Raw genomic sequence first — 25,396 nt, forward strand, 5'->3', positions numbered from 1 at the left:
CGCATTTTGCTATATTTGTGATACATCAGTGTTACATCACGTACTTTATAAACCAAATGATAAAATATATACACCTTTGTTTATTATCGGTCTTTCTCCTGCTGCATTATGCGGCAATAGGACAAAATCCGTTAGGAATTCCGCTGGTGCAGAATTACAACAAAATGCACTTTCAGGGTGGCAGCCGTACGTGGGACATTAAGCAAGATAGTCGTGGTATTATGTATTTTGCTAATAATGAAGGTTTGTTTTCTTTTAACGGGAAGTATTGGAAAAAGTACGTATTACCAAACCATACCGTCGTCCGGTCCATTTTTATTGATGACCATGATCGGATCTATGTAGGCGGACAAGGCGAATTCGGCTATTTCGAGGCGTCGGCTGAACCGCGGCTGAAATATGTTTCCTTAAAATCTCTGCTTCCGGCAGACCAGCAGAATTTCGCCGACATTTGGCATACGGTGGGATTCGGACGCTCAGTGATGTTTCAAGCCACTACGATGATTTTTGAATTTCGCGATGATCAAGTACGTAGCCATGCTGCTAAACGTGTGTGGGATTTCCTAGGGGGGGCAGGTGGACGGCTGTTTGCCCAAGATCAAGCGAATGGTCTATTGGAGTATAAGGATGGGCATTGGACGTCCTTAGCGGACAATAGGCATTTTGACGGGGCAAAGATAGCTTCTTTGGTGGAGATGGGGCGTGATAGCTTACTTTTTACAACCTTGACCAACCGAAGTTTTCTCCTGCACGGAAACAAGATAACAAAGCTGTATATGGACGGTTGGACAGACTTATACACACCGTCCCTCGCCAAAATAGACGATACAGAGTATGTGGTCGCTACAGCTACGGAAGGTTGCGTTGTTCGGGATCAACAGGGGAAAGTGGTTCGTCGGATCGGTGTGGTGGAGGGTTTGCAGAACAAAAATGTCTCGGTGGTATTCGTGGATCGGGATAAAAATATATGGGCCGGTGTGGACAATGCTATTTCGGTGATCAACTACGGTAGTGCAGTGCGCTATTTTCGGCCCAATGCGACCCATGATGTTACGGGCTATTCGGTGCGCGTGTTTAACAATGAACTCTATCTCTCTTCCTCGAACGGTGTATATGTTACGCCTTTGCAACCCAACTATTTGGATCATAGCCTTTCTCCGGGACAATTTACGTTGGTTTCCGGTAGTGATCGAGGAGAAGCTTGGCGATTGGAAGAACTGAACGGAGAATTACTGCTCGGTCACAATCGTGGTTTATTTCGAATTGTGGATCATACGGTGACACCTATTGCTGAAGGTACTGGATCCTGGCTGGTGCTTCCGCTGGCATCGGTGTATCCGATTACACAAACGCTCGTAGGTACCTACGGGGGGATTAATCTGTTGCACTATGCTCCAGGTCGATTTTGGCAAGTGCGCACATTGACTGGTCTCCAAGATTCGTATCGGTTTTTGGAATTGGATGGAGAACAAATTTGGGCATCCCATCCGTATCGCGGGATCTATCAATTGCACTTGAATGCAGATAGAACGGCTTATCAAGCACGGTTGTTTACCGAAGAAGATGGTTTACCTTCGTCGTATCAAAATTATGTGTTTAAAATTAAAGGAAGGATCGTTTTCGCGACAACAAATGGCCTATACGAGTTCGACCCTGAAGGGAAGCGGTTTGTGCCGTCCCGCCGATTCTCGGTTTTTAAGGGCATGTCGATTAAATTCTTGAGAGATGATACGGAAGGTAATATTTGGTTTTGTAGTGGCAGTCGAATAGGTGTCGCAAGCTATAAAACAGATAGAGGTGTGTATGCGTTGACTTATTTTCCCGAAATAGAAGGGCTTAATACCTCTGGGTTTGAAAATATTTATCCATTTAACACGCAAAATGTTTACATCGGCTCCGAGAAAGGGGTGATCCATGTAAATTATCAAAAATATAGGAATAGGACGGTGAAGCCTGCTGTTTTGTTGACTTCTGTTGTTGCGACGGCAAAAAAAGACAGCATTATCTTTGATGGGTATAGCCCTTTGAAAACGGATACAGTGTCGGCATTGTTTGATCCGGAGGTGAACGAATTGGACGCAAATTTCGATTCGTTTGTGTTTACCTTCGCCGGGCCTAGCTACGGTATACACGGACAGCTGGACTACTGTTACTGGCTAGAAGGATACGATACCGATTGGTCGGTGTGGACATCGAACACCGAGAAGGCATATACCAACCTTCCAAGTGGAACCTACACCTTTAAAGTGAAATCCAGAAACAATTTACTTGAAGAATCCCCTGTTGAAACGTTTACGTTCGTTATCCGGCCTCCTTGGTATAAAACCGTTTGGGCATTATTGGGGTATTTACTGTTGATCCTAGCCATGATATATTTCGTTTTTCGGTGGCAACAGCAAGCGTGGCAAGCGAAGCAAGAAGAGTTCGATAAAGAAATGAAGCAGCTCCGGTACATTCACCAATTGGAGATTGAGAAGAATGAAAAGGAAATTATGAAGTTGCAAAACGAAAAATTGGAGAGTGAAGTACAGTCGAAGACAAAGGAGTTAGCTAATGCTAGTATGCAGTTGATGGAGAATTCCGGCGCGCTCAGTAAATTACGCATCGAATTGACCAAGTTGGATATCGGCGATCGGGATAGCGACGACGTGAAAAGAATTACGTCCTTGTTGAAGGATGTGGAGAAAAATACGACGCATTGGGATCAATTTGCCTCGCATTTCGACGAATTAAACGACGGTTTTCTTCACCGGTTAAAATTAAAACATCCCGCCCTTTCTAGGAACGATTTAAAGGTATGTGCTTATTTACGGCTAAATTTCACCACCAAGCAGATTGCGCAATTGCAGAGTATTTCGGTTCGCGGTGTCGAAATCCATCGATACCGGATCCGAAAGAAGCTTGCTATAAAAACTGAGATGTCTACACACGATTATTTACTGACGGTTTGACGCAGGCGTTGCCCGCGCGGATCCTGTAACCAAAAAATACAGCATTTTAATCGTATTGTGCAGGTAAGCACGCGGCCTACTACTTAACTTTGTATAGTAAACCTACGAGCAGAGATATTTATAGACCATCATTAAGGAATGAAAAGAAAACTATGGGTCATTGCTGTATTGACCGTAATCGTCGCCGTTGTCGGGGTCTTTGCCTTCGGAAAGGAAGAGCCGGTAGACTTCAGCGCAGACGTGAAGCCTATCCTAAATAAACACTGCATTACGTGTCATGGCGGCGTGAAAAAAAGTGGCGGATTTAGTCTGCTTTTTGAAAACGAGGCCTTTGCAAAGGCGGAATCGGGCAAACCAGCGATTATCCGCGGCGATGCAGACCATAGCGAATTTATTCGTCGGTTAACGTCGGACGATCCCGAATTGCGAATGCCTTATAACGCCCCGATGCTCAGCGATGCGGAAATCGATATCCTGAAACGTTGGATCAACGAGGGAGCGAAGTGGGGAGAACACTGGGCGTATACTCTACCTGCAGCTGTAGAGGTGCCCAAGCCATTTTCTTTTGCACGGCTTTTGGGATTGGCACCGAAGGGAATCTCGAATGACATCGACTATTTTGTACAAGATAAATTTGCGGAAAAGGGTCTCTCCTTTTCGGAAGAGGCTGACAAAGAGACACTGTTACGTCGGGTTTACCTTGATCTGATCGGTGTGCCTCCGAGTTTGGACGAGACCGCGGCTTTTTTGCACGACAGGCGGGACGACGCCTATCAACGACGCGTAGATAGCTTGTTGTCACAGCCGCAATATGGCGAAAAATGGGCCTCCTGGTGGTTAGATATGGCACGCTATGCAGACACCAAAGGTTATGAAAAGGACGGGTCGCGTGAGATCTGGGCATATAGAGATTGGGTGATTAAAGCGTTCAATGCGGACATGCCCTTTGATCAGTTTACTATCGAACAACTGGCTGGGGATCTGCTTCCAGACCCAACGAAAGATCAGTTGATTGCCACGGCGTTTCACCGGAATACGATGAATAATGACGAGGGGGGGACGGATAGTGAGGAGTTTCGCGTAGCCGCCGTGTTGGACCGAGTTAATACTACGTATCAAGTTTGGCTGAGTACGACCTTTGAATGTGTGCAATGCCATAGCCATACATACGATCCGTTCAAATTTGAGGAATATTACAAGTCGGTAGCTTTTTTTAATAATACGCGCGATGAAGATACGCAGGGTGACCATCCTAAGTTGCGGTTTTACAATGTGCAAGACGAACAACGTATCGATAGTATCAAATATTGGTTATCCAACAATGGCGGCGCCAGCCTAGTGAAATCGACAGATCTCTTTCTCCATACATTGGAACCGAAAATCCATGCCCATTATAGCGATCAGCTTATAAATGGCGCATTGTATGATACCAAGTGGTTGGGAGTGCGCCATGGCGGAAGTGCCCGTTTGCGCGACGTGAGTCTAGCAAACAAAAAGCAATTCTACATGAACTTTTGGACAGGTGCTGGCGGAGGAACGTTAGAGATCAGGAAAGGCAGGCGCGACGGGGAGCTGTTGGCAACGGTGGATATTCCGGTGACCAAGGGCAGACAAGTCCTCGTATCGCCTTTGGCAGAACAAACGGGGAAGCACGATGTATACCTGATTTTTAAAAATTCTTCGTTGCCTGCTGACCAACCGGTTTGCATGATCGAATGGTTTGCTTTTCGAGACGGATTTCCTACATCGGGCGCAGGGGCGGAAGGGGAAAAAATGCAAGCCACCTTCCTGCAGCTTGTCAATAGTCAACCTGCGAGTGTGCCGATTATGATTGAGAATCCAACCGAGATGCGGAGAAAGACGTTCGTGTTTGAGCGTGGAAATAGGTTGACTCCAGGATCCGAAGTACAACCCATGGTACCGGAGTCTCTGAACGATTTTCCCAAGGATGCCCCTAAAAACCGTTTGGGATTTGCCCAGTGGGTCGTGAGTAAAGATAATCCATTGACAGCACGTACGGTCGTAAACCGGGTATGGGCGCAGTTATTCGGTCGTGGTTTGGTGGAACCATTGGGTGATATGGGCACACAGAGCACACCGCCTGTTCATCGTGAACTACTGGATTACTTGGCCCTTAACTTGATGCATGCGGATAAGTGGCGTTTGAAAAGCTTGATACGAAAAGTCGTTTTGTCGTCGACGTATAGGCAGTCGTCGAGCTTAAACAGCGAGGACGTGGCGAAGGATCCTGAAAATTATTACCTGGCACGTGGTCCTAGATTCCGTTTGTCTGCCGAACAGATCCGGGATCAAGCGTTGACCGTCAGTGGGTTGTTGAGTGAAAAGATGTTTGGTCCGAGCGTGATGCCCCATCAACCCGACGGCGTGTGGATGACGGTGTACAGCGGCGAATCTTGGGCTACCAGTGCGGGTGAAGATCAATATCGCCGAGGAATTTATACTTTCTTAAAGCGTACCAGCCCTTATCCGTCTTTTATTTCATTTGATGCATCCAGTCGAGAGGTTTGTCTTGTGGATAGGATACGGACAAATACGCCTTTGCAAGCTTTAACCACATTGAACGATCCGGTGTATCTGGAAGCGGCAAAATATCTAGCTGCTAAGATGCAGAAAGAGGGGAGAGGTCACGTAATGTCCACGATAGAAGCCGGCTATAGACACGTTATGCTCAAGGATCCTGCACCGGCCAAAACACTGGCCCTGCAAAAACTGTATGCTGAAGCCGTCGATAACTTTTCTAAAAAACCACACGAAGCGGCTCAATTCATGGGCATAGATGCGACCGCACTAAAACGGGATGACTTGGTTTCGAAGGCTGCTTATATGGTTGTGGCAAATGCCCTGTTAAATCTAGATGAATTTCTAACGAAATCGTAACCGCATGAAAGACATAAATAAACTGATAAAAGAGGCGCAGCAAAAACAGCTGCAGGCGGTCACTAGGCGTCATTTCTTGAAAGAGTGTGTGGCGGGAATAGGGGGGATAGCTTTAGGCGGGTTGTTAGCGAATTGCGGGGATGGCAGACAAGGAAATGACGGCGCTTTTGATTTAAATGCGTTGAACCCTTTGATCCCAAAATCACCTCATTTTCCCGGTAAGGCCAAGAGTGTCATCTATTTGCATATGGCAGGCGCACCGTCGCAGCTGGAGCTCTTTGATTACAAGCCGGCGTTACATAAGCTGCACAACCAGCCTTGTCCAGAATCGTTGTTAGCGGGCAAAAAATTTGCCTTCATACGCGGGGTGCCTAAGATGCTAGGGCCACAAGCGACCTTTGCGCAATATGGACAGAGCGGCGCGTGGGTGTCCGATCACCTACCACATTTCAGTAAGGTGGTCGACGAAGTTAGCTTCTTAAAAGCGGTGCATACAGATCAATTCAATCACGGACCTGCTCAGCTCTTCATGCATACAGGAAGCGCTCGGTTAGGGCGTCCGAGTATTGGTTCTTGGGTAACGTATGGCCTCGGTTCGGAGAATAGCAACCTGCCGGGCTTTGTTGTGCTGACGTCCGGTGGAAAAACTCCAGATGCCGGGAAGAGTGTTTGGGGAAGCGGATTTCTTCCCTCTGTCTATCAAGGGGTGCAGTGCCGGTCGAAAGGAGACCCTGTCCTGTATATTGCAGATCCGGAAGGAATGGGACGCGATCTGAAAAGAAGCGCTATCGATGCCATTAACGCGGTTAACAAAGAAGAATATGACACATTTAAAGATCCGGAAACGTTGTCCCGTATTGCGCAATACGAGATGGCTTATAAGATGCAGGTTGCGGTGCCAGAGGTGATGGACATCGCTAAAGAACCCGAATATATTCATGAATTATATGGTACAGAGCCCGGCAAAGAATCTTTTGCAAACAACTGTCTGCTGGCGCGCAAACTGGTCGAACAAGGTGTGCGTTTCGTGCAGCTTTTCGATTGGGGATGGGATAGCCATGGGACAAACCCTGCAGATTCCATTGACCTCGGATTCCGGAACAAGTGCCGCGAAATTGATCGACCAATGACCGCCTTGATCATGGACCTAAAACAACGGGGATTGTTGGAGGAAACCCTGGTCGTTTGGGGAGGGGAATTTGGCCGTACACCGATGCAAGAGAATCGAGATAATAGCGACATGCCGTTCTTGGGACGTGATCATCATACCGACGCCTATACCATATGGATGGCTGGAGGCGGAATCCGGAATGGTATCAGTTACGGCGAAACTGACGAAATTGGATTCGCAGGAGTGAGTGGGCGTGCCTCGGTGCACGATGTGCATGCTACGATGCTACATCTCCTTGGTTTTGATCATGAAAAATTCACGTATGAATTTCAGGGGCGCCCATTTCGTTTGACCGATGTGGAAGGAAATCTTATTCAAGCTGTTGTATAACGCTTAGCTCATGAAGTATATCTATTTAATAGTGTGTTGCGTTTTTGGACATATCATGTCGCTAAATGCACAAGTATCGTCAACTGCGCCGATCCGGTTTTATTGTACAAACTGGGGCATGCAGGAATCGTGGGACACGTTTTGCGCCCATGTGAAAAAGGCCGGATATGACGGTGTAGAAACCTGGCTGCCGGGTACACCGGAGGAACAACAGGAGATGACCGAAGCGTTAAAAAAACATGGTTTGTCTTTGGGACTTCTTGCCGGCGGAGGCGGTGGTAATTTTGAACAGTATGTCCGAAGCTTCTCGTCCAATTTGGAGACTGCCGCGAAATTCCGACCGGATTATATCAATTGCCATACAGGCAAAGATTATTATACGTTCGAGCAAAATCAACAGTTAATCGAAATCGGTGCAAAAGTTAGTGAGCGTCACCATCTTCCTGTATACCATGAAACGCACCGGGGACGCTTCAGCTTCGCCGCGCACGTGACGAAAAGTTATTTAACGGCAATCCCGGATTTGACATTGGCTTTGGATATTTCGCATTGGTGCAACGTGCATGAGTCGTTGCTCGGGGATCAACAGGAAGCTGTTGCGCTGGCCTTGATGCGGACAGGCCATATCCATGCTCGGATAGGGCATCCGCAGGGGCCACAGGTGAATGATCCCGCTGCTCCTGAGTGGAAGCGTACTGTTGATCAGCACCTCGCATGGTGGGATGAGGTGGTTCGGATTCATAAAATGCAGAACCGGACATTATCCATCACGACCGAATTTGGGCCTGCTGGGTATTTGCCAACTTTGCCGTACACACAACAACCTGTTGCGGATCAATGGCAGCTGAACGTTTATATGTTGAACCTTTTGAGAGCCCGCTATAACAACGAATAATGTTTTTGGAAGAATTAATGACATTTATTGGGCGATGGCATCCCTTATTGGTGCATTTGCCTATTGGTATGTTGGTTTTGGCCTTTGCTATGGCTACCGTGGACCTGTTTCGTAGACGACAACAGTATCTGAGTGCCATTCGTTTTACCTTGCTATGCGGTGCTGTTGCTGCGGTTGTAGCCGCTATTACTGGTTATTTTTTGTCGCGCAACGGAGGGTATGAGGTGGATGTTCTGGGATTTCACCAATGGTTGGGGATTGCCGTTGCTGTGGTCAGCCTAGTCACTCTCCTGTTATATCGGGAAACGCTGGGCTCTAGCCAATGGTGGAGACGGCTTCAGAAACAACGGTTCGGGTTTATGTTGACCATGCTTGTGCTTCTTGGTCTTACCGGACATTTCGGCGGGACACTGACACATGGAGAGGGGTACCTGAAGGATGCTTTGCCTACGGTGATAAAGCATACGTTAGGCATCGCTCAGCCTACTGACGAAATAGTCTCCTTGCCCAATGCGCAAGAAGCGGTGGTTTACCAGGATATAATACAGCCTATTTTAAAACAGCGTTGCCAAAGCTGTCATGGCGAGAAAAAGCAAGAGGGTGGTTTGGCACTGCACAACCAACAGATGCTGCTAAGAGGCGGTGATGGCGGAGCTGTGCTCGCAGCGGGAGACACTGCAAACAGCGTGTTGTATAGCCGTTTGATATTGCCAGAAGGTCATGAAAAACGTATGCCACCGAAGGGACGTACTCCTATTACACCAGATCAGATTAAGCTTATTTCTTGGTGGGTGAGTTCTGGAGCAGACTTTGCGAAGAAAGCAAAGGAACTGGAGCAACCCAAGGAAATTTTAGCCATACTGAACAAATTGGAGGCCGGTCAACAAGTGGAGACCGGTATTTTATATGCGGACTTATCTGTTGCGCCCCCACTTCCGGAGGACAAGGTTAACGTGTGGCAAGCAAAAGGTATTAAGATTATGCCCGTGGCGGCCGATAATAATATGGTTGTTATCAATACGGTCAACTATCCGGAATTCAGCGATGCAGATCTACACGACCTGTTGCAAATAAAGGATAATATTGTCCAACTGAAAATTGGACGCACCGCAATTACGGACGAAGGCATGAAAGCCGTCGCCCAATTCCCTGTATTGTGTCGTCTGCATTTGGAATATACGGGCATAACAGACGCAGGCTTAGCGTATTTGCATCGGCTGAAAAATCTAGCCTACATCAATCTTGTAGGCACAAAGGTCACGGATAACGCGCTGATCCATCTTCGGAAGATTCCGAAGTTGAAGCATGTATACGCATTTCATACGGGGTTACGACATATTGGAGGTAGACAGGAAAGAAGGGAAACAACCGTTGATACGGGAAACTATATCTTGCCGTTTTTGGCATCTGATACGATTACTTACTAAAAATCCAACAGACAATTTAGCTTTTTAATAATATGCAATTGGACGTTTATAAGTAACCATGTAGCGCTGTCGACGGATATCGGGTAGCGATTTTTTTTTCGAATTGTTATGAAGTTTTGTGAATCTTATATGTACTTTTATAGATGAAAAGATAGATACCTATGAAGACAGTTGTCTGGTACGGTGTTGCTCTAACTGCCAATCCATTTGATGAATACATGCATAAGGCGATAGCGGTTTTTTTCGTAGGTTTTGTTCTACTCATGTGCGGAATGACCTGTGGGGTGCATGCGCAAGATTCTCTGAAGTCAGCTTATGTGTCCCGTATGGAATCTTTTTTTCGAGAGTCGTCCAAAACGAGCAGCCGAGAGCTGGAGGAGGAACGGGCCTCCATTCGTCAGAACCAACTTATGGAGGAGGTTAAAGCGTTGGGAGCACAGTCACAATCTTTTCTCAAAAAGGGATACGACTCTGTTCAACTCGTACGGCGCATAGATCAGATTAACCGATGGCACGACATTGCTAAAGATGGTGTTTTTGTGCATATTGGAACAGCTCAATCGTCGAGGAACCTGACCGCCACTTACCATGTGCTTGATGCGTTATCTCTCGAAGTTCTGCGATCGAAAAATCGCATTGATAAATATCAAGAGCAATTATCCGGATTCCGTTTTCATATCGATTCGCTCATGAACGACCGGGCATTTTTTGTGTTCCCCCGGGACTCCGTGGATTTAGCAAATTATGTGCAACGGCTGCGCGTATTGGCGGTAGAGGTTTCGCCCGTGAACCGTAAGCTGAAGCAGCAGATCAATAGCGTTCAGGAACTACAAAATAGAATCAATCTGGAGCTGATGAAGTTACGTGCCGAGATGGAAGAAATACAGTTCTTCCAAGGACGTCTTTCTGATCGAGCGTGGCAACGTGAATTTGTTAATATTTGGGAACCTAGTTCGTTCGACCGTCCTTGGCAAGACATCCTTTTCTTCTCCATGGCAAAAGCAAAGCTAGTATTCCTTTATTACCTTAGGGCACATTGGGGTAAACTTGTGCTGTTTTTACTAATCACCGCAATGGCTGTCGCTTACGGGTTCACATTGCGTAAAGGTGTGCGTCAGAACGGTAACCTTACTGCGGAAAATAGTCTCCTGTTGCGTTATCCATTTTGCTCTGGCCTGACTATTGGGTTTAGTGTGATGCAATTTATTTTTCCGGCACCTCCGTTCGTGTTGACCATAATCGTGTTGATCGCTTGCGCGATACTGGTAAGTTTTATTTTAAAAAATGCGATTACCGGTTATTGGATGTTCGTGTGGATATCGATAAGCATGGCCTTTATTTGTGCGGGTTTGGACAATTTATTGCTGCAGCCCTCCCGTTGGGAACGCTGGATTATGCTAGGAATCTCGGTCTTTGCTGTTGGTATAGGACTCCTTGCCCTACTTCACCGGAGGCAACACGAGGGGCTGAAGGAACGGTGGATATTATATCCCATTGGTGCGATGGTACTTATGGAACTGGGATCCGTATTACTCAATATCTTCGGGCGCTTTAACCTCAGTAAAGTATTGCTTATTGCCGGATTGACGAACGTGGTGGCGGCCGTCGTTTTTCTATGGGTGTTGCGATTGGTTAATGAAGGGCTGAAGTTTGCTTCGCTGCTGCATAAGCAGCAAGAGCGTAGACTATTCTACATCAACTATAACCGCGTTGGTCAACGAGCACCGATGTTTTTCTATGTGTTGTTGATTGTCGGATGGTTTGTGCTTTTTGGCCGTAATTTTTACGAATTTCGATTATTAGCAGATCCTTTAAAAGATTTTTTTCAAACCCAGCACCAATTGGGCAGTTATAGCTTTTCTGTATATAACTTGTCTATTTTTTTTGTGATTATGGTCGGTGCCACGGTGTTATCGAAAATCGTTTCTTTTTTTGCGTCAGATCCACAATGGAATACGCGCGATGAACAACAGCGCCGGAAGTTTCACTTGGGAAGCTGGATTTTGTTGATTCGGATAAGCATTATTACCTTGGGATTGTTTTTGGCATTCTCTGCTGTGGGTATACCTATTGAACAGCTCAGTATTGTGGTCGGTGCTTTGGGAGTTGGGATTGGTTTTGGTTTGCAAACCCTTGTCAACAACTTAGTGAGTGGACTAATCATTGCATTCGAAAAGCCGGTGAACGTTGATGATCAGATCGATATTGGCGGACAGTCGGGAAAAGTGAAATCCATTGGCTTTCGTAGCAGCGTAATTGCAACGGCAGATGGCGCTGATTTGATCATGCCAAATGGCGATCTATTGAATGCCCATGTTGTCAATTGGACATTGGGTGGATATCGTAAACGCTTGCATGTCCGGTTGAATGTGCAGTATGGAACTGATCTCGATCGTGTAAAAACGTTGCTGTTGCATATTATAGATGAAGATGAACAGATTTTAGGATCGCCACTTCCGGTGGTGCAATTTGGTGAAGTTACGGCGCATGCCGTGTCTGTCGACTTATTTTTTTGGGTGCGGACCCTAAAAGACGCAGGGCAGGTAAAAAGCGATTTGGTTTCCAAAATTCATACTATTTTCCAGCGCGAAGGGCTGTCCTTTTCGTTGCCTCTTCAAAAGGTCATCATAGACCAATTCATTAAGCCGGATGTAACCGCTCAGAAACGAAATGACTAAACAATATATGATACACAAAAAGAACCGTATAGGAAGTGCGATCAGCGGGTGCATACTGATGGTCGTTCTGCTGTATGGATGCATCAAAGATGCCCCGTTGAATCCGGAAGCGGACATTGAAACTTTCGAAATTGACCGCAGTCAATTGACTGGCAATGTATTTATCGATCAGATCAATAGAACCATCACGCTAAATCTGACAAAAGACGCTTTCGAAAAGGGTGTCCGTCCGACGATAACTGTATCTGCTGGCGCGACCGTACAACCTGCATCTGGAACCGCCATTACCTTCGATGGGGAGGGGGTAGTTTACGAAGTCACTTCCGCATCCGGTCAGAATAAGAAGCAGTATACCGTGAAAGTGCTCCATGTAGGTAAATGGGATTTTAACTTTGAAACCTGGCTTCGTCACGCAACAGACGGATACGAATATCCCGTTGAAGAAGATGATGTACAATTGTGGTCATCCGGAAATCCAGGCGTAGCCTTGTCCGGTGTCGCTAAACGTCCAGATGCATATCCAACGCGCTCAGGAGAAGGACTTCAGGGTACTCGTGGGGCCGAGCTAGTCACGATAAAAGGGACTTTCCTGTCGGAGTTGATCGGTATCCGTCTATTCGCTGGTTCTTTGTTTTTAGGCGATTTCAATCCCGCACAAGCTCTTCAAAATCCTCTGGCAGCAACGGAATTTGGACAACCCTATGTTGGCTTACCGGATCGTTTTACGGGGTACTATCACTATACCTCCGGTTCGGAATTTATCAACCGGGAGGGTCAGGTTCAAGCTGGAGTGAAGGATAAATGTGATATTTATGCCGTACTGTTCAACGGCCCGGACCGGTTGAATGCAACAAATATCATGACATCGGATAAAGTAATCGCACGTGCACAGCTTCCTGACGGGAGCGACCGGGCAAGTTTTACGAAGTTTGATATTCCTTTTGTTTATGAGCCCGGCGTGGTGATTGGCGAGAATTTGATGATGGCGATCGTCGCGTCGTCCAGTGCTGAAGGCAATCAGTACAGAGGTGCTGTCGGATCGAAATTGGTGGTGGATAGTTTACGCATTGTTCCCAAGTTATGAGATGTTTTTTTAATCAGGTTATCGTAGTTGCGGTCTTTTTAACGCATACTAACGTTCTGTTTGCGCAGGAATCCAGCAGTAAGTTTAGCTGGCGAAATATACAGCACAAAGTCTCCATTGGTTATAATATCGGTGCCACGGCACCCTTTTCGCTGCCCAATACGATCCGTAAAATCAAAAGCTATTCTCCGCTCTTTACACCCTCCCTCGGATATGAAGCTACCTACGAGCTTTCAAATGCATGGCGTGTCGGTACGGGGTTGCGGATTGAAAGCAAAGGAATGCGGGTTACGGATAGTGTACAGTATTTTCATACCATCATATCTGTGAATAATGGTGGAGGCGACGATGGAGGATCGTTCGAGGGAGACTTCACGGGAACGAATGAGACCAAATCTCTGCAAACTTATCTCACGCTACCCGTATTTGCGTCGTATCGGTTCCACAAATGGGATATTAAAGTAGGAGCTTATGCATCTCGGCTACTGTCTTCTTCGTTCGAAGGATCGGTTTCGGATGGTTACATACGGAAAGGAAATTCATTAGGAGAGAAAGTATGGATAGACAGGGCGACATTTGATTTTGCTGATCAAGTTCGAAAATGGGATTGGGGCTTACTCGTGGGAGGAACACGTAAAATCGACGATCGTTGGGAAGTTTCTGCCTTGGCACAGTTGGGCTTACAACCCCTGTTTCCAGACGACTTCCGGGGTGTAGGGTATAAATTGCATCATATGTACGTCAACTTGGGCGGAACCTATCGCTTCTGGTAATCCACAAACAGCGCTGTAGAGAAGGAGCCTGGTGTATATGCATGCATCAGGCTCCTTCTTTTTGCCGTTTTTTAGCCGCCATACCAAGAGTGGGAGTGTTAGCGGCGTATATCCAGTCGATTGCCATCAACGATGTGAACATCGGTCTTTTTTTCGAGATATTAACGGATGTCAGCTTGTAAATATAGGGTATGGCGTCATGGTGGCAGGCATAAAGAGGATAAGGTTCAACTTCTTGATCATATCGTAAATATGGCATCAACGACATAGTGAAGGTTACCTGAATAAAACCACCGTATGCCCGGATGGGAAATGCGCCATTGAAGATCTTTAAAGAATTTTGAGGTCGGCGGGTTTGCTGATCCTCAATTCACGGAGGCGATGTGAAGATCGTATGTGAGAGGCAACTTCTATACTATCGGCGTAACCTTTTGGAAGCAGAAATCAACGCCACCCTTATGTAGCCGGTTTGTTTATGTTAATATCGTATATTTAGTTGCTAATCTTCCATAGAAACGCTCGTTTCTTTTTCTGTTAATTTGTTTAGTTCTTATAAACGTGTTATGATTTAAACCCAAAAATATTAGTTGTAATTATTTATTTTATAGGTTTTAAAATAATGAAGAGCATCGCCTCTTTATAAGTTTTTGTTTAATTTTTATAAATCGAATAGATCCTATAAAATATATTTAGTGTATTATATTGTCTTTCTTCTAGAAATACGACGGCGCTTTTTTGTGCCCAGAAACTTGCGGCAGGCTGCCTAAAAAAAAATGAAATATCCATCCATGAATATAAACTTAAGAGACAATGAATATGACAATTTCTATTGGAATGAGCCTTCGGGATGCACGTCAAAAAGGGAATGCGGACGCCTTTCATTCTTTCGGAGGCAAAAGACAGCGACGAACAAACGGACTTTTTTATCACTTTAAAACACAGCCATGAAACAACTACAGGTTTTTAATTATTGCGTTTGGCGCACAGTCGTTCTCTGCCTGACCGTTTCACTCTTTTCGACATCGGTGCTGGCGCAAGAAAAAAAAATAACGGGTCAGGTTGTGGACGCTCAGACAGGTAAGCCTATTGAAGGGGCCACCGTACAATTAGGCGAATCCGGAACTTCCATTCTGGCATCTGCGGAAGGTGAATTCGAGATCAGTGACATGGGGACAAACACCGAATTGACAGTGACCGCTGTCGGATACGAATCTAAACGTGTGGCTATTCCGACCGATCGTCACGTACGTATTTTGCTTCAAACATCATCTACAAATTTAGAGGATGTGGTTGTGGTCGGGTATGGCACTGTTAAGAAAAGAGATTTAACAGGAAGCGTGGTTTCGATCAAGGGAGCAGAGACAACCAAGGTGCCCGCTTCGAATCCGGTGGAAGCCTTGCAAGGAAAGATCGCTGGTGCAGATATCGCGAGGACGAACGGCTACGCAGGGGCAACACCGAATATACGTATCCGAGGAACGCGCTCCATCGCCAATCCAGCATCTTCGAACAATGTATTGTATATCATTGACGGCATTCAATATGCCAACATGGCGGATGTTAATCCAAATGATATCCAATCGTTCGAAGTCTTAAAGGATGCATCATCCACGGCAATTTACGGTTCTCGTGGAGCTAATGGCGTAATTATTATCACGACCAAGAAAGGGAGTGCAGGGCGTACTGCACTATCGTTCAACGGATATACCGGTATAACGGAAAGCTCTAAATACGGGAAGGTCCAAAGTGGCGAACAATACATTGCTTTTAAACGGGAGGCTTACCGAGCTGCCGGAAAATGGAGCAGTATTGCCGACGATGGCCAAGTCTTTAATGCTCAGGAATTAAAAGCCATCGAGAACAAACAATATATCAATTGGCCGGATTTGATTATGCACAAGGGTTTGCAACAAGATTATAATATAAACATATCGGCGGGCAATGAGAAAACGAAGTTGTATTTTGCTGGTGGCTATTTCGATGAGAAAGGGATTTTAAAAAACGATCGCTTCAAGCGCTATTCTACACGGCTCAATCTAGAGCAAACGCTGAATGACTGGTTAAGCGCGGGAGCGAATGTTTCGTATGCTTTTACGAATAATAACATGCGGAGGGATCCGTTTAATTTAGCTTTCAAAGCTATCCCGTTGGGTGTACCTTATGATGAGCAGGGCAATGTGGTTATTTATCCCGTTGGGGGAACAGAACGTAGTCCGCTTTTAGATGATCAGCCGGGGGAGTGGTATAGTAACCGGAAGACAAATCGCTTTAGTGGAGCCTTTTACCTGAATTTTACGTTAGGGAAAGATATTACCTGGCGGTCCACCTTTTCTACTGTACAGGAAAGTTATGCCGGTGGCACCTATTATGGTAAAAATTCGATTAATGGAAACGGCAGCACGGCACGCGGCGCGATCGCCAATGCGCAAAACAATACGATCAGTTGGGAAAATGTATTGACTTACCGAAAAACCCTGGGCGATCACGATTTGACACTGACCGGGATTACGGCGTATCAGCAAGCGATAACGACTACCAGTAGCTTGACAAGTGATAACCAAACGTTTCCTAGTCAATTAGTCTTTAATTTGAGGTCGGGCATCAATCCAACGGTAGCCAGTAGCTATGTGAAGTGGAATCTGCTGTCTTTCGCTGGACGAGTTAATTACAGCTACAAAGGAAAATATTTGTTGACGATGACCGGACGTGGAGACGGTTCTTCGAAATTGGGGCCGGGCAATAAGTGGGGATTTTTTCCGTCCATTGCTGGAGCATGGCGTATATCAGACGAAGCATTTATGGCTGATCAAACGCTTTTTAACGACCTGAAATTGCGTGCGGGATTTGGGATTTCAGGAAATGACGTGATTGCACCTTATGGCACCCAAAGTGGTCTTACCTCGACAAATTTTGCTTATGGAAATGTACAGGCAATAACGTATACAATTAATCCACTGATCGGGAATCCGGATCTACGGTGGGAAAAGACGAAAACAGTAGACATTGGCGTGGATTTTTCCTTGTTGAACAGTCGATTGACGGGTAGTCTAGGCTATTATGACGCATTGACATACGACTTGATTTCGTCCTATGTCCTGCCGTCTTCTACAGGTGTGAGTACGATTAACCGCAATTTTGGTAAAACTCGTAATCGTGGTTTTGAACTGAGTATGACGGGCCAGATTTTGCGCGACAGCGAATTCACATGGGAGTCTACCATCACCTTTGCGCGAAACCGGGAGAAGATTGTGGAATTGCCAAATGGAAACGTAATTGATGCGGATTATCGCAAAAGTCTTTTGGTTGGGCAGTCTCCCACTATATTTTACGATTACGTAAAAACCGGTATTTGGCAGCAGAACGAAGAGGAGTTGGCGGCGACGTTTGGAGCCTTGCCAGGCGATATCAAGGTGGCAGACCTAAATGGAGATGGGAAAATTACGACAGATGATCGGACAATTATTGGCTCGGCGGTTCCTGATTGGACAGGAGGTTTGAATAATGATTTTCGGTATAAAGGCTTTGATTTAAATATCCTTTTGATAGCCCGCGTCGGCCAATGGATGAGTTCGGATTATTACGCGAAGTATTATAGAAACGCTTCGCAAAACGGAGCGCCGTTTAATTATTGGACGCCAGAGAATCCGTCCAATGACTATCCAAGACCAAACGTTACGCGGCCTATGAATTATATCACAACGCTTACCGAAAAAGAAAATTCGTATGTCAAATTACGCAATATTACGTTGGGTTATAGCCTCTCAAATCAGTTACTAGACCATCTGAAAATTGCGAAGGCACGCCTTTATGTATCCGGTAAAAACCTTTGGTTCTACTCCAAAAATAATCCAGATTTCGATCCGGAAAGTGAGGGAGTGGTGGATCAACCACTGAATAAGATGGTGGTTATGGGACTCAACATTACGTTTTAATTTTTAACGAGCTTATCAAATGAAACAAAATTCATATATCGGATTGGCCATACTAGCCGGCATGGTTACGCTGTCAGCGTGCAATAAGAAGTTAGAAGAATATAATCCGTCTAATGCGACGGAAGAATCGTTGTTCAAGACTGCTGAAGGTTTTGAGACAGCGGTCAATGGGGCATATACCTACAACAGGAATTTGTACGGGAAGGAGGAAGGGTTTGCCTTATTGGAAGCCGGGACCGATTTATGGGCGCCTTCGGCGAAAAATGGAAATTCCACTGTCTTTGGGTCTTCCCCAAATCCCGCGATTACGACGTACAGCGGACTGTTAGCGGATAACTATTGGGTAAATACCAATCTCTGGACGCCTTGCTATGCGGCGATTAATCTTTGTAATACTGCTTTGGGCCGTATTGACGAAGCGGGGCTGACACCTGCGCGTCGGCAATCAGCTGAGGCGGAATTGCGCTTTATGCGAGCTTGGTATTATTTTCTGTTGGTACAGGCATTTGGCGATGTGCATTTTACACTTGAACCAACAAAAGGAATGGTAACGGTAGCTAACCGCACGTCGGTTGTGACGGTATACGAACAGATTGTAAACGATATGCAATTTGCGGCGGGAAACCTTCCGGTGACAACGGCGGACTACGGCCGGATAACCAAGACCGGCGCTCTGGCTATTCTATCCAAGGTTCTCTTGACGAAAGGCGATTATCAAGCGGCCAGTAATTTGGCCAAAGTGGTGATCGACGAATCCGGACAAGGCTTATTGCCAAGATACGCTGATTTATGGCAGATGGCCAATGAAACAAATAACGAAGTCCTATGGGCCGTAAATTATGCAACGAACCTTAACTTGAATGCCCCGTCGGGCAATAGCGGGCATCGTGGACATAGCCTTTTCTTGATGGAATATAGCGATTTGCCAGGAATGAAGCAAGATGTTGTTAATGGTTTTCCGGAAGGTAGATGGATACCAACACTGCATTACCTGGATTTGTTCAATGAGGCGATAGACAGTCGTTTTGATGCTACATTTAAACAGGCGTGGCTTGCGAATAACGCATCTACTATTCCAGTGTGGACGGTAGAAGAGGTCTCACATAATCCAGCTTTAGCCGCGCGTGTGGGCCAACCAAAGTATACCGTCGGTGATACCGCAATATGGATAACCAAAAAAGTACTCCCCAATGCAGATCAGCTGTATACACATCGTTATCGTTACAAAACCTATGACCGGGATGATTTGTACAATAGCAATGGTACAGTGAAGAATATTAGGCAATATTTTTCCCTAAAGAAGTTTGATGATCCCACCCGTGCGACCGCCGCGGAAACCAACAGTGCACGTAATGCACCGATTATTCGGTTAGCAGAGGTTTACCTCAACGCTGCGGAAGCTCAATTCCGACTGGGTAAATTGGATTCGGCAGCACGTTTTATCAATAGTGTACGACGTCGCGCGGCACTTCCTGGGCATGCGGATGCTATGGAAATAACGGGAGCGATGGTGACGACAGATTTTATTCTGGATGAGCGTGCGCGTGAACTCGGTGGAGAACAGACTCGATGGTTTGATCTTAAGCGGCTCGGCCAACTGGAGCAGCGGGTTAAAATGACGAATCCGGATATTGCGGCTAATATACGGCCGTATCACCTTTTACGTCCTATCCCGCTTGCGCAATTGGGGGCTGTGACGAATAAGGACGAGTTTAAACAGAATCCAGGTTATGAATAATATAGCATAGCATGGCCAGAAACAGCACGTTGTTTCAAAAAAATGATGGAGGACACTGTTTATGAAGTAGGTTAGGAGGCTGTTGCGAAACACCCTCCTTTTGCATTACGGGCGGCCACACCGCCAACAGCAATGTTCGATTGCTGTACGCCATCTTTGTCTCGCTCAATTTTGGGACGGTGGAGTTCGTTCAACCTCAATTAAGATGGAAGCATCTTTGCCAACAGCGCATAGCGATGCGGTAAATCTTCGTTGGTTGATCCTGAAGAATTCCCGCCTCAACCATGGATCCGAAGCATTGCCTATTCGCACTTATTCTGTCGAATGGATTAGACCGCTTGTTTGAGCTCTACTTGTTCTCCTTTAGCTAATGGGATTACGTATCGGCCGTGTTCTTGTTTTATTGAACGACCGTCGGCATGGGTCAGCTTCTTGTTGAAAAGCAGGACTAGTTTCCCTGTTCGCTCCGCGCGGATCTTTAGTGACTGGAGCCTATCGTTTTTTTGTTCGGCACTGATCAGGAATCCTCCGATTGTTCTAAAATTATGAAAGGAGAAATTTTTCCAACTTGTTGGAACTGCCGGAAAAAGTTCCACATAATTGCCTTTGCTTTGTAACAATATTTCGTGGATACCTTGTGCGAATGCGAAGTTCCCCTCTAAGGTGAAGGGGCGGTATGTGAAAGCAGAGTACTGGCCGCCGCGTTGATCGCCGTTCAAATGAAAAGAGTTGACTGAACAAAAGTTGTTTGCGAATTTTTGTAACTGCTGAAGAGCGTTGTCGCCTTCGCCTGCGCGTGCATACAAGCAAGCCATCCACGCAAACGAGTAGCCAACCCAAGATCGGGTACCCAGCTTTTCCAAGTGACGCAGAGACTGGGTTATTAACGATCGATCTGAGGGGTTATTCGCGTCGAGTAATCCTAAAGGATAGATAGCCATGTATGGAGACATATGGCGATGCGAATGTTGTAAAGCCTGATTGGTGGCGACGAGGAGTCCGCTTTCATCAGATGCTAATTCCGGAAGTTCTGCCTTGATGTCAAGCCACATTGCCGCATTCTTCGATTTACCGGCGGCGTAGCTAGTTTCGGCAGCGATCTCGAAGAGGTAGTGCGCCAGTGACAGATCGAAATTTGTCCAATCCGTAAACCATGCTTCTGGCTTATTGTCGTTATATTCTGGGCTAGAACTTAAAGGTAGGTAACGTTTTCCATTGCAGATGTGTGTTATGTTTTTTAGATAAGTAGCTGCTTCCGATATATAGATGTAAGCCGTGTCTTTGAGAAAGCGCTCGTCGGGATTATATTTCCATTGCCAATAAACGTGCTGCGCCGTCCACGCGCTCACCGTAGGAGATAGAGCATATTGTATCCATCCACCCATTGGATCACCACTAAGTGTCGCCACGCCAGGAACATTCAGTCCGTCAACGCCAAAATACTGTTTGGTATAGGCTTTGTTTTTCCGTCGGATATTCCATAGCCAATCGACAAATGTTTTTGCTTCCGTCAGATGGTTGCTTGTATAGGTTGGCCAATAACTTAACTGCGTGTTAAGGTCATTGTGGAAATCACCTTTCCAAGGGGGTAATCCGTTGTTGTCGGCTGTCCAAATGGCCTGAAGAGTAATGGCAGGAGCTCCTCTACGGGACACGCAGCCCAGTTTGTAGATTTCGAAAAAATATTGGCGCTCCAGCGTTTTGTCGGGTATCGAAACCATTGATTTTGACCAAAAATCCCGCCACCAGTTTACATGTGTCTGCTTAAAATTTCCGCTGTGGAGACCTTCTAGATCTTGCGTTAAATCCGCTTTCCGGTTGTTTACTATTGTCCATAAACCGACGAGCCTCGATGGCGATATTTTTTTCCACTGTAACAATACCTCAAAATACTCATTTCCGTATGTCGTTTGATGAATGCGTTGTTTTTTGTCGTTGTGTTTCACGGTACCTTGCCTATATCCTAATCGCGACAGGCGTTGTCCTTCTACCACCGATACGGTGGTGCCGTTCTCCTGATCTTTTCCATATTGATGAGGTATAAGCTGGGGAATAGGGTCTGGTCCATCGAAGTTTGCGATCTCAAAATAACCCACAGGTTTCGAAGCGTGAACAAAAGAGGTAAAGGTAGTTCCGTTATCAAAAGTGATGCAGTGTGTAGCGGTAGCGATATCCAAGACATTGCTTTTAACTGTTCCTAGTTGTTCGAGATGAAATGATATGGCGGCAGCGGGTAACTTCGTTGGATACGGGAAGGCGTCGTAGGGACCGTCTCCCCAAGCCTGTGCAACACTATAATTCTTCTCAACGACTTGTTGTCTTACCCACTCAAAGTTGTGATCCTGTATAGGAAACGCGGTTCGTTCATCCCAAAGGTCCGCACGATCTAAGGAGATGCGCATGGTTTGCTCTTTTTGCCAAATCAATGCCCCAATTATGCCATTGCCGAGCGGAATCGCTTCGTCCCACTGTTTGGCAAGATGGTCAAAACGGAGCTGGTGTGCAGGAGTTGGTTGCGCATGAACGGTTACGGAAAGTAATACCATATAAACGAAAAATACGGACCGAGTTATCATTTTTTTGCTAGGTTTATGATACGAAGATAATTCTTTGGATTAATTTATGCTAAACAATTTGCTGGTAATGTCGTGTTATTTTGGTCATTTAATTGTATAGATGCGTGCTATAGAGTATGTTCTGGTTTTTAGGCTGTTCTCGGGCGACCGGTTCTAATTTTACAAAGGGGCTCCGTAAATTGACGTGCTCAGGAAAAATATCTGTAAAGTAAGAATTCTTGCTTATATTTATAAATACTAAACATTTAAAAACCTTTATTGGCATGGACTACCAGATGAAAACTATAATATGGAAAGACATGGGGACACGATTCTTCACAAAAAGCAGGTTCTTATTGTTGCTTATGCTAGGGGTAGAAGTCTCCGTTTTTGCACAACAAAAACATCCCAATATCATTTATATTTATGCAGATGACATGGGGTATGGTGAATTAGGTGTCTATGGACAAACACAGATTAAAACCCCTCATCTTGACAATATGGCTGAGGAGGGGATTCGATTCACGCAACATTACAGTTCTGCTCCGGTATGCGCGCCGTCGCGTGCCATGTTATTAACCGGCAGGCATGCGGGGCATGCTTACATTCGTGGAAATTATGAAATGGGAGGTTTTCAGGATTCCACAGAGGGAGGACAGATGCCGTTACCTGAAGGGATAATGACTATCCCGAACATGCTAAAAAACAAGGGATATAAGACCGCTATTGTTGGTAAGTGGGGTTTAGGTATGTCTTTTACGACAGGAGATCCGCAAAAACAGGGATTCGATTATGCATACGGGTTTTTGGATCAAAAACAAGCGCATAATTATTATCCGACCCATTTGTGGGAAAATGGACAGTGGGTTACGTTAGACAATCCGTATGTATTTGTACATCAGTCAATCAAACCGGAGGATGCACGCGACGAAGCCTTTGAACAATTTCATGGAAATGACTACGCACCAGCAAAGATGACGCAAAAAGCGCTTCAGTTTATAACAGATAATACGACGCACTCTTTCTTTTTATATCTGCCTTATACCATTCCCCATGTTGGCCTTCAAGTTCCTAAAACGTATGTAGACAGATATGTCGGACAATTTCCCCAGGAAGAACCGTATTATGGCGAGAACGGATATAACCCGTCTCGTTATCCATTGTCCACCTATGCGGCTATGATCACTTATCTGGACGATCAAGTTGGAATACTTCTTGCCCGGTTAAAAGAACTTGGATTGGACAAAAATACCCTTGTTTTGTTTTCTAGCGACAATGGTGCGACATTTAATGGAGGTGTGCAACCTGAATTTTTTAATAGTGCTGGCGGACTCCGTGGACTGAAAATGGATGTTTTTGAGGGAGGGATTCGCGTGCCGCTTATAGCACGTTGGCCTGGCCATATCCAGCCGGGAACCGTAAGTGATCACATCTCTGTACAATATGATATGATGGCAACTTTTGCGGAGCTCACTGGCCAAAAGGATATAGATAGTGATGGAATTTCCTTGCTTCCGACTTTATTGGGGCATAAAGATGAACAAGAGCTACATCGATACCTCTACTTTGAATATCCGGAAAAAGGCGGACAAATAGCGATCCGGATGGGGCCATGGAAGGCAATAAAGCTGAATGTTCGAAAAAAAGGTTATGCGCATAGTCCTTGGCAGTTGTATAACTTAGAAGACGATCGTGCAGAACGTAATGATGTTGCTCATAGGCATCCAGAACTGCTAAGACAATTTGATCGTATTGTACAAAAGGAGCACCAGCAAGCACCTATCAGGGAATGGGAATTTGTTGATCCGAAATTTTAGTTTTCGGACTCGAAATACGCTTAACTGGTCTGCCTTGTTCGTATTATAAAAACGTGGCAGACCGTTCAGTAGTATTGTTTACTGTCGTTTCCAATTTCGATTTAGCTTTATTTGGTTATGTATGCGTGCCGTCCTATTTAATAGCGTAATTTTCTCGAATCGATTTTTGCCGTGATAGGATATACGCTTTTCTGCTGGTCGATTCCAGAGTGAGCAAGGTCAGGTCCTGCTAATGAGCTTTCGGAACCATCTATCTCGATGTTCTTTTCCATGTCGATAGTGATGACTGCCCAAATAGGATCTTTATAGATTAAGGTATGTTTGAGTATGGGGTGCGTTCGATATACGGAATCCGGAAGGCCACTTCCGGTGTAATCTTCTCCGGCCCAGTAGTAAGAAGCGCTATTGATCTGTACATAATGTATGCCGTTTATTTCATTGTGATAATTCAGGTGGTGATGCCCGCTGCATACCAATAGTACTTTCTTAAACCCTGCGTTCCGATTGATCTGTTCTAGTAGATAGCGGATTTCCATACCATTATCTAAACCATTGTCTGTATTATCCAAACCTTGGTGGCAGAAGATAACGCAGGGCAAATTCGTTTTCTGTAAATCTGTTTTTAACCATTGACGTTGCTCGGATGCGATTGTTCGGGGGTAACCGCTTATCTTGTTCGTTTCAGACTTTTCGTTTCCATCCAGTACTACGAAATGAAAACCATTCTTGTCAAAGGAGTAGTAACGGGCAGGCATTTGCCAAAAGGTTAAGGTTTGTTCTGCGCTATATCCACCATCTGTATCGTGATTTCCCAAAACATGAAAGGCATCTCCACGAAATTGATTCCAAATTTCCAGTAATTTCTTGTTTTCTGGTTTAGGAACACAAAAGTCACCAAGCTGAATGATAAAATCAGGCAGCTCATTTTTCATGGTCGTAATAAATTGTTGAGCACGCTGCTCGCCATCATGCATCAAGTCGTAATGGAGATCGCTAATAATACCAAAGCGTACCTTGGTTTTCTTGTTGGATCTATTAGTTGCCACTATGGAGTTGCTAAGGGTGGCGGTGACGAAAAGGCTGGAAACTCCCCAAGCTCCCAATCTGATGAATTTTTTTCTGTTTATCATGGTTTAGATTTTTAACT

General features: G+C 45.5%; 13 protein-coding genes. 11 read left to right on the forward strand and 2 right to left on the reverse strand.

Annotation, left to right across the window (positions count from 1 at the left end; all coding sequences use genetic code 11):
- Positions 1-56 precede the first annotated feature (56 nt).
- From ACFSR5_RS11665 to ACFSR5_RS11710, 10 genes are all read left to right on the forward strand, one after another.
- Positions 57-2,951, forward strand: a complete 2,895-nt coding sequence (locus ACFSR5_RS11665; protein ID WP_380903919.1) for a triple tyrosine motif-containing protein — start codon at positions 57-59, stop codon at positions 2,949-2,951.
- A 138-nt stretch (positions 2,952-3,089) separates the two neighbouring features.
- On the forward strand, positions 3,090-5,849 hold the full coding sequence (locus ACFSR5_RS11670; protein ID WP_380903921.1) for a DUF1553 domain-containing protein: 2,760 nt from the start codon (positions 3,090-3,092) through the stop codon (positions 5,847-5,849).
- 4 nt (positions 5,850-5,853) lie between these two features.
- Complete coding sequence (locus ACFSR5_RS11675) at positions 5,854-7,350, forward strand: DUF1501 domain-containing protein (protein ID WP_380903923.1); 1,497 nt, start codon at positions 5,854-5,856, stop codon at positions 7,348-7,350.
- Positions 7,351-7,360: 10 nt separating this feature from the next.
- Complete coding sequence (locus tag ACFSR5_RS11680; protein WP_380903925.1) at positions 7,361-8,245, forward strand: sugar phosphate isomerase/epimerase family protein; 885 nt, start codon at positions 7,361-7,363, stop codon at positions 8,243-8,245.
- Positions 8,245-9,672, forward strand: coding sequence for a c-type cytochrome domain-containing protein (locus tag ACFSR5_RS11685; protein ID WP_380903927.1), 1,428 nt, complete (start codon positions 8,245-8,247; stop codon positions 9,670-9,672). Before ACFSR5_RS11680 ends, ACFSR5_RS11685 begins: the two co-directional genes overlap by 1 nt.
- 161 nt (positions 9,673-9,833) lie before the next feature.
- On the forward strand, positions 9,834-12,350 hold the full coding sequence (locus tag ACFSR5_RS11690) for a mechanosensitive ion channel family protein (protein ID WP_380903929.1): 2,517 nt from the start codon (positions 9,834-9,836) through the stop codon (positions 12,348-12,350).
- Positions 12,351-12,357: 7 nt separating this feature from the next.
- Positions 12,358-13,434: a PCMD domain-containing protein gene (locus ACFSR5_RS11695; protein ID WP_380903931.1), complete on the forward strand. Its 1,077-nt coding sequence runs from the start codon at positions 12,358-12,360 to the stop codon at positions 13,432-13,434.
- Positions 13,431-14,207, forward strand: coding sequence for a porin family protein (locus tag ACFSR5_RS11700; protein WP_380903933.1), 777 nt, complete (start codon positions 13,431-13,433; stop codon positions 14,205-14,207). Before ACFSR5_RS11695 ends, ACFSR5_RS11700 begins: the two co-directional genes overlap by 4 nt.
- 944 nt (positions 14,208-15,151) lie before the next feature.
- Complete coding sequence (locus ACFSR5_RS11705; RefSeq protein ID WP_380903935.1) at positions 15,152-18,139, forward strand: SusC/RagA family TonB-linked outer membrane protein; 2,988 nt, start codon at positions 15,152-15,154, stop codon at positions 18,137-18,139.
- A gap of 19 nt (positions 18,140-18,158) precedes the next feature.
- On the forward strand, positions 18,159-19,877 hold the full coding sequence (locus ACFSR5_RS11710) for a RagB/SusD family nutrient uptake outer membrane protein (protein WP_380903937.1): 1,719 nt from the start codon (positions 18,159-18,161) through the stop codon (positions 19,875-19,877).
- A gap of 329 nt (positions 19,878-20,206) precedes the next feature.
- On the opposite strand, the gene ACFSR5_RS11715 is transcribed toward ACFSR5_RS11710, so the two are convergent.
- The gene (locus ACFSR5_RS11715) at positions 20,207-22,453 is read right to left on the reverse strand and encodes a glycosyl hydrolase family 95 catalytic domain-containing protein (RefSeq protein WP_380903939.1); all 2,247 of its coding nucleotides are present in this window, start codon (positions 22,451-22,453) and stop codon (positions 20,207-20,209) included.
- Between the two features lie 275 nt (positions 22,454-22,728).
- Between ACFSR5_RS11715 and ACFSR5_RS11720 the strand changes: the two genes are divergently transcribed.
- Positions 22,729-24,249 (forward strand): arylsulfatase, encoded by a 1,521-nt coding sequence (locus ACFSR5_RS11720; protein ID WP_380903941.1) that lies wholly within the window; start codon positions 22,729-22,731, stop codon positions 24,247-24,249.
- Between the two features lie 137 nt (positions 24,250-24,386).
- On the opposite strand, the gene ACFSR5_RS11725 is transcribed toward ACFSR5_RS11720, so the two are convergent.
- Positions 24,387-25,379 (reverse strand): metallophosphoesterase family protein, encoded by a 993-nt coding sequence (locus ACFSR5_RS11725; protein WP_380903943.1) that lies wholly within the window; start codon positions 25,377-25,379, stop codon positions 24,387-24,389.
- Positions 25,380-25,396 lie beyond the last annotated feature (17 nt).

The organism is Sphingobacterium suaedae (assembly GCF_042684625.1).
GTDB classification, from domain to species: domain Bacteria; phylum Bacteroidota; class Bacteroidia; order Sphingobacteriales; family Sphingobacteriaceae; genus Sphingobacterium; species Sphingobacterium suaedae.

What these genes read in the sequence shown, in the direction of transcription:
- ACFSR5_RS11665 (WP_380903919.1), top strand. Translation starts at nt 57, where the DNA reads ATGATAAAATATATACACCTTTGTTTATTATCGGTCTTTCTCCTGCTG.
- ACFSR5_RS11705 (WP_380903935.1), top strand. Translation starts at nt 15,152, where the DNA reads ATGAAACAACTACAGGTTTTTAATTATTGCGTTTGGCGCACAGTCGTT.
- ACFSR5_RS11720 (WP_380903941.1), top strand. Translation starts at nt 22,729, where the DNA reads ATGAAAACTATAATATGGAAAGACATGGGGACACGATTCTTCACAAAA.
- ACFSR5_RS11690 (WP_380903929.1), top strand. Translation starts at nt 9,834, where the DNA reads ATGAAGACAGTTGTCTGGTACGGTGTTGCTCTAACTGCCAATCCATTT.
- ACFSR5_RS11675 (WP_380903923.1), top strand. Translation starts at nt 5,854, where the DNA reads ATGAAAGACATAAATAAACTGATAAAAGAGGCGCAGCAAAAACAGCTG.
- ACFSR5_RS11725 (WP_380903943.1), bottom strand. Translation starts at nt 25,379, where the DNA reads ATGATAAACAGAAAAAAATTCATCAGATTGGGAGCTTGGGGAGTTTCC.
- ACFSR5_RS11710 (WP_380903937.1), top strand. Translation starts at nt 18,159, where the DNA reads ATGAAACAAAATTCATATATCGGATTGGCCATACTAGCCGGCATGGTT.
- ACFSR5_RS11700 (WP_380903933.1), top strand. Translation starts at nt 13,431, where the DNA reads ATGAGATGTTTTTTTAATCAGGTTATCGTAGTTGCGGTCTTTTTAACG.
- ACFSR5_RS11685 (WP_380903927.1), top strand. Translation starts at nt 8,245, where the DNA reads ATGTTTTTGGAAGAATTAATGACATTTATTGGGCGATGGCATCCCTTA.
- ACFSR5_RS11680 (WP_380903925.1), top strand. Translation starts at nt 7,361, where the DNA reads ATGAAGTATATCTATTTAATAGTGTGTTGCGTTTTTGGACATATCATG.
- ACFSR5_RS11715 (WP_380903939.1), bottom strand. Translation starts at nt 22,453, where the DNA reads ATGATAACTCGGTCCGTATTTTTCGTTTATATGGTATTACTTTCCGTA.
- ACFSR5_RS11695 (WP_380903931.1), top strand. Translation starts at nt 12,358, where the DNA reads ATGATACACAAAAAGAACCGTATAGGAAGTGCGATCAGCGGGTGCATA.
- ACFSR5_RS11670 (WP_380903921.1), top strand. Translation starts at nt 3,090, where the DNA reads ATGAAAAGAAAACTATGGGTCATTGCTGTATTGACCGTAATCGTCGCC.